Raw genomic sequence first — 6181 nt, forward strand, 5'->3', positions numbered from 1 at the left:
GGCGGGGCTTGATCTATCAAGCCCCGCCGGCGATTGAGGCGATCTTTCAAGCCCCTGCGGCGATTGAGCAGCGGGGTCCGGGGCAGAGCCCCGTGGGCGTCACCACTACTCCGCCGAAGCTCGCGGCAGCGTAGGCGGCGACTTGGCCGGGTTGTCCGCAAGCGCCGCCAGCGCGATGCGGATGGCCTCATCGAGCTGCGGGTCACGACCGGCCACCGCGTCCTGGGGCGCCAGAACCACCTCCACGTCCGGGTCCACCCCATGGTTCTCGAGGCCCCACCCGTACCCCTCCATCCAGGTCGCATACTTCGGCTGCGTGACCAGCGTCCCGTCCATCAACCGGTACCGGCTGTCGATGCCGATGACGCCGCCCCACGTACGTACGCCCACGACGGGCCCGATGCCGAGCGCCTTGATCGCCGCGCTGACGATGTCGCCGTCCGAGCCGGAGAACTCGTTGGCCACGGCGACGACCGGGCCGCGCGGCGCGTCCATCGGGTACGTGAACGGGCGGCTGCCCCGCGGCACGTCCCAGCCCACCACGCGGCGCGCCAGCTTCTCCACGACGAGCTGCGACGTGTGCCCGCCCCGGTTCTCCCTGACGTCCACGACGAGCCCGTCCCGCGCGACCTCCACGCTCAGGTCCCGGTGGATCTGCGCCCAGCCCGGCGCCTGCATGTCGGGGACGTGCAGATATCCGAGCCGGCCGTCCGACTGCTCGTGGACGTACGCCCGCCGGTCCGCGACCCACGCGTGGTACCGCAGCGGTTCCTCGTCGTCGAGCGGCACGACGACGACGTGGCGCGGGTCGCCGCCACCGGCCGGCGAGACCGTCAACTCCACGGGCTGGTCGGCGGTGCCGACGAGCAGCGGCGCGGGCCCGGTCACCGGGTCGACCGGCCGCCCGCCGACCGCGACGAGCGTGTCCCCGGCGCGTACGGCGACACCGGGCGCGGTGAGCGGGGAGCGGGCGCGCGGGTCGGAGGTCTCGGACGGCAGCACCCGGTCGACCCGCCAACTGCCGTCCTCGTGACGGGAGATGTCGGCGCCGAGCAGCCCCTGCCGGCGCGCGGCGGTGCCCCCTCCGCCCCTCGGCGACACATACGCGTGCGAGGTCCCCAGCTCACCCTGCACCTCCCACAGCAGGTCGACGAGGTCGTCGTGCGTGGCGACCCGGTCGAGCACCGGCCGGTACCGCGCCAACACCCCCTCCCAGTCGACGCCGTTCATGTCGGCGCGCCAGAAGTTGTCCCGCATGAGGCGTCCGGCCTCGTCGTACATCTGCCGCCACTCGGCCGCCGGGTCGACGGTCTGGCTGACCCGGGAGAGGTCGACGGTGATGTTCGTGTCGCTGTCGTCGTCGTGCGCGGGGCGCCGGTCGCTGGGGACCACCTTGAGGGCCTCGCCGGTCCACAGCAGCACCCGCTTGCCGTCGCCGCTGACCTCGAAGTGCTCGGCGTCGGCGCCGATCTCCTCGATGCGCTGCTGGACCAGGTCGTAGCGTTCCAGGCGGGTCTTGGGCTCCGGCGCGTCGAGACCGGCACGGGAGTCGCCGAGCACGCCGCGCACGGGGTGCCGCAGCCACAGCACGCCGTCCTTGGCCGTCCGCAGCCGGGAGTAGCGCGCGGCCTCGACGGGGAACGGCACGATGCGGTCGAGCAGGCCCTCCAGGTCGACGCGGGTCGCGGGCGTGCCCTCGCTGTCGGGCGTCTCGGCTCCGGGAACGTCCGGGGTGTCGAAGGGGCGGCCGTGGCGCTGCGGCCCGAACGGCGAAGGTGTCGTCGCGGCGAGCGTGATCAGGTGCGGGCGCGAGCCGCTGACGAACGCGAGGTCGAAGGCGTGCTCGTCGTAGACCGGGTCGAAGGAGCGCGCCGACAGGAACGCCAGGTGCTTGCCGTCGAGCGTGAACGCGGGCGCGTAGTCCCGGAATCGCAGCGGGGTCGCCTCGCTGACGGACAGGTCGGTGGCGTTGGCGAGCTTGAGCTGGCGCAGGTCGTGCGGTCCCGGGTGCGACCAGGCGAGCCACGCCGAGTCCGGCGAGAACGCGAGCCCTGTGGCGTTCCCGTCCTCGCTGCGGTCCACTTCCCGTACGTCGCCGCTGTCGCGCTCGACGAGCAGGATCCGGCCGTCGTGCGAGGCCACGGCGGCCCGGCCGCCGTCGGGCGCCACCGTCAGGGTGAGCACCCGGCCGAGCCGTCCTGCGCCGAGCCTGCGCGGTGTGGCGCCGGGCGCGGCGCCGGTGGCGGGCGCGAACTCCAGGGCGTCGTCGCCCTCGGCGTCCGTCACCCACACGACGTGTTCCTCGCCGTCGACGCGGAAGGTGTGCGGGAGCCGGGCCCGGACGCCCGGTGCGGCGGCGAGCGCGCGGGCGGGGCCCGCGCGGTGGGTCACCCAGTGCACGGCGCCGCGTACGTTGACGGCGCTGCCGCGTCCGGTGTGGTCGGGGGACGCGGCACCGAACCAGTGCGCGGCGTCGACGGGCCGGGGCTGGAGGTCGACGCGCTGGCCGCCGAGGCGGATGTCGAGCCGGCGCGCCTCCACGCCTTCGTCGAGGCCGTCGACGATCCACAGGTCACCGGCGCTCGCGTAGACGACCCGTTCGCCGTCGGTGGCGGCATGCCGCGCGTAGAAGCCGTCGATGGGCGTGTGCCGTCGCAGCTCGGTACCGTCGGGGAGGGAGGAGTAGAGCGCGCCGACGCCTTCGTGGTCGGAGAGGAACGCGACGCGGTCCCCCACCCACATCGGGTACTCGATGTTCCCGTCGAGTTCGGCGTGCAGGCGCCCGAACTCCCCCGCGCCCTCCCGGTCGATCCACAGCTTGCCGGCCGTGCCGCCCCGGTACCGCTTCCACCAGGCGGCCTCCCGCCCCATCGTCGCGGACAGCAGCAGGGTCCGGTCCTCGGGCCCGAACGCGACGCCGCCCACGGGCCCGTACGGCAGCGTCTCGGCGGGTCCGCCGTCCAGGGGCACGGCCCGCGCCCAGCTGCGGCGCAGCGAGGCCTGGCCGTGCGTGGTGGTGGCGAGCACTCGCCCGTCGGGTGTCCAGCCGCGCACCTGGGTCGTCCAACTCCCCCAGTGCGTAAGCCGCTTGGCGGATCCGCCGGCCACCGGGGCGGTGTGCACCTCCGGTGCTCCGTCGCGCCGCGAGGTCCAGGCGACCGTCTCGCCGTCCGGGGAGAGCCGGGGATGACCGACGGGCATGTTGTCGGCGCTGACCCGCCAGGCGCGGCCGCCGTCGAGCGGCGCGGCCCACACGTCGTCCTCGGCGGTGAAGACCACCAACTCGCCGTGCAGGTGCGGGAACCGGAGGTACGCAGGAGTCGTCACCCGGCCCAGCCTAAATTTGGCCGCGCCCCACGTCAGCCCGTCTGATCACTTGCCCTTCACTTCCGCCTTCACTTCCCCTGGAAAGTCGGCGGGGGCGCGGTCACCGTGACGGTCTCGGTGACGGTGCTCGTGGCGCCGGGCTGCGGCTGCTGGGGCGGCGGATCCTCGGAGGGGGCCGGTTCGGGATCCTTCGAAGGCCCGGGGTCGGGGTTCTTCGGGGCCGAAGTGGCGTCGTTCGCCGCGCAGTTGCCGAGCACGCCGTAGCTGAACCACACCTTTCCGTCGATGCGCGCGATGACCTTTCCGCGCACACAGGCGCCTGCGACGACCCCGTACACCCACCCCTGTACGTTGACGTCCTTGCCGTCCTTGGTCTTCCCCCGGCAGTCGACCTTCACTTCGCTGGGCGCCGATTCACCGGAGGGCGTGGGCCCGCGGTACACGGCCGTACAGCTGAGCCAGGCGACCTTGCCGTGCTGCCGGTTCAGCTCAGTGGTGGCCTGCTGGTCGGTGGTCGCCGCGACCTCGGACGGGTTGAGGTCGCCCTCGATCGGCTGACACGCGACGCCCGTGGCGACGACGGCAGCGACGAGGACCAGCCCGCCGAACCCTCTCGATCCCCGCATGCACGGCAGAATGCCAGTGGACGTACAGGGTCGGTAGTGCTGTTGCGGCCACTATGGGAGCGACCGGCGTACGGGCCGCCTACCCCCAGCGTCCCGTGCGCCCCAGCAGCAACGCCACCGCCGCCGTTCCGGCCGTCGACGTGCGCAGGACGCTCCGCCCGAGCCGCATCGGCTGCGCCCCGGCCTCCTCGAACACCGTCAACTCCTCAGGCGAGACGCCGCCTTCGGGGCCGACGACGAGCACGATCTCGCCGCTGTCCGGAAGCCCGGCCGAAGCAAGCGCCCCGCTCGGGGCGTCCCGGTCCTCGTGCAGCACCGCCGCGAAGTCCGCCCCGGCGAGCAGCGCCGCGACCTCCTTCGTCGTCGCGGCCTCCCCGACGACCGGAAACCGCACCCGCCGCGACTGCTTCCCGGCCTCGCGCGCGGTGGCCCGCCACTTGCCGAGCGCCTTGAGCCCGCGCTCGCCTCGCCACTGCGTGATGCACCGGGAGGCGGCCCACGGCACGATCGCGTCGACGCCCGTCTCGGTCATGGTCTCCACGGCGAGTTCGCCCCGGTCGCCCTTGGGCAGCGCCTGTACGACGGTGATCCGGGGCCGCTCGTCGGGCTCCACCCGCACGGGCCCCGCCGCGACTTCGAGCCGGTCCTTGCCCTCGCTGCCGGTGACGACGGCCTCGCACCAGGAGCCGAGCCCATCGGTGAGGGTCACCGTCTCCCCGGCTCGCAGCCGCTTCACGGAGACGGCGTGCCGCCCCTCGGGCCCGTCGAGCACATAGGCGCGGTCGCCGGGTACGGGCCCCTCGACGACGAATACCGGAGCGGTCATCAGGCGGCGCCCCGCTGCGTCAACGCGGCCTTGGCGGCGTCGAGTTCGGCGGCGAGCACCTCCACGAGCTGCCCGGCCGGAAGCCCCCGCGCGAGCCGGTGCCCCTGCCCCGCCCACAGCGCCATGCCCTGCGGGTCACCGGCCTTGGCCGCGGCCTTGCGCAGCGGCGACGTCATGTGGTGGACCTGCGGGTACGCGGCCGGGGCGTACGGTCCGTGCTCGCGCATGAACCGGTTGACGAGCCCGCGCGCGGGGCGGCCGGAGAAGGCACGCGTCAGTTCGGTCCGGTTGAACAGCGGATCGGTCATGGCCTGCTTGTGCGGCTCCGGCGCCCCGGACTCCGGGGTGACCAGGAACGCGGTGCCGAGCTGTGCGAGGTCGGCGCCGGCCGCGAGCACCGCGGCGATCTGCGCGCCGCGCATGATCCCGCCCGCGGCGATGATGGGCAGCTGCACGGCCTCGCGCACCTGCACGATCAGCGAGAGCAGCCCGACCCCGCTCCCGTCGGCCTCGGGGTTGTCCCGGTGCGTGCCCTGATGCCCGCCGGCCTCGATCCCCTGTACGCACACCAGGTCGGCGCCGGCCTCCTGCGCGGCCTGCGCCTCCTCCACGGTGGTGACGGTGACGCCGGCCTTCGTACCGACGCGTTGCAGCGCCTGTACGACCGCGCGGCGGGGGCAGCCGAAGGTGAAGGTGACCAGCGGGACGGGGTCGTCGACGAGAATCGCGAGCTTGGCGTCGTAGCCGTCGTCGCTGCAGCTGTCGGTCTCGCCGAGGGGGGTGCGGTACCAGGTGGCCTCGCCGGCGAGCTGGTTGCGGTAGACCTCGACGCTGGCCGGGTCGGCGTGTTCGGACTGCGGCATGAAGAGGTTGACGCCGAAGGGCCTGCCGGTCAGTGCCCGCGCCTGTTTGATCTCCTGGTACATCCCGTCGGCCGTTTTGTACCCGGCGGCGAGAAACCCGAGTCCGCCGGCCTCGGTCACGGCGGCGACCAGTGCGGGGTGCGAGGCGCCGCCAGCCATGGGGGCCTGCACGATCGGGAGGGGGCAGAGATCGGTGGGTGCGGAGGACATGCTCGCATCGTGCCACGTCCCCTCCGGGCCACCGAATCGCCCCTTGAGCCCACCCGGCACCCGCTTCGGGGCTCCGCCCCGGACCCCGCTGCTCAATCGCCGCAGGGGCTTGAATTGCCCACCCGCCGCGGGTCTGGAAAACCCAACCCCCACAGGTCTGGAAAACCCAACCCCCGCAGGTCCGGAAAGCCCACCCCGCGGGTCCGGAAAACCCAATCCCCGCGGGTCTGAAAGATCAATCGCCGGCGGGGCTTGATATTTCAAGCCCCTGAAAAGGAGACCGGTGTTGACGCTCTACCTGCTCCACACCGTTAGACGTCTTCGCTCCC

Annotated in this window: 4 protein-coding genes; all 4 read right to left on the minus strand. The window is 73.3% G+C overall.

Annotated features, from left to right (window positions below):
• Window positions 1-105: 105 nt before the first annotated feature.
• The 4 genes from ACWD2L_RS40745 to ACWD2L_RS40760 all read right to left on the minus strand — a co-directional run bounded on the left by ACWD2L_RS40745 (window position 106) and on the right by ACWD2L_RS40760 (window position 5852).
• Complete coding sequence (locus ACWD2L_RS40745; protein WP_351345705.1) at window positions 106-3327, minus strand: S41 family peptidase; 3222 nt, start codon at window positions 3325-3327, stop codon at window positions 106-108.
• A gap of 68 nt (window positions 3328-3395) precedes the next feature.
• Window positions 3396-3953 (minus strand): hypothetical protein, encoded by a 558-nt coding sequence (locus ACWD2L_RS40750; RefSeq protein ID WP_351345708.1) that lies wholly within the window; start codon window positions 3951-3953, stop codon window positions 3396-3398.
• Window positions 3954-4032: 79 nt separating this feature from the next.
• Window positions 4033-4779: a 16S rRNA (uracil(1498)-N(3))-methyltransferase gene (locus ACWD2L_RS40755; RefSeq protein WP_351345711.1), complete on the minus strand. Its 747-nt coding sequence runs from the start codon at window positions 4777-4779 to the stop codon at window positions 4033-4035.
• A complete protein-coding gene (locus tag ACWD2L_RS40760; protein WP_351345714.1) occupies window positions 4779-5852 on the minus strand; it encodes a nitronate monooxygenase in 1074 nt (357 codons plus the stop codon). The genes ACWD2L_RS40755 and ACWD2L_RS40760 overlap by 1 nt, the downstream gene beginning before the upstream one ends.
• Window positions 5853-6181: the final 329 nt, after the last annotated feature.

The sequence above is a fragment of the Streptomyces sp. NPDC002754 genome, from assembly GCF_053592315.1.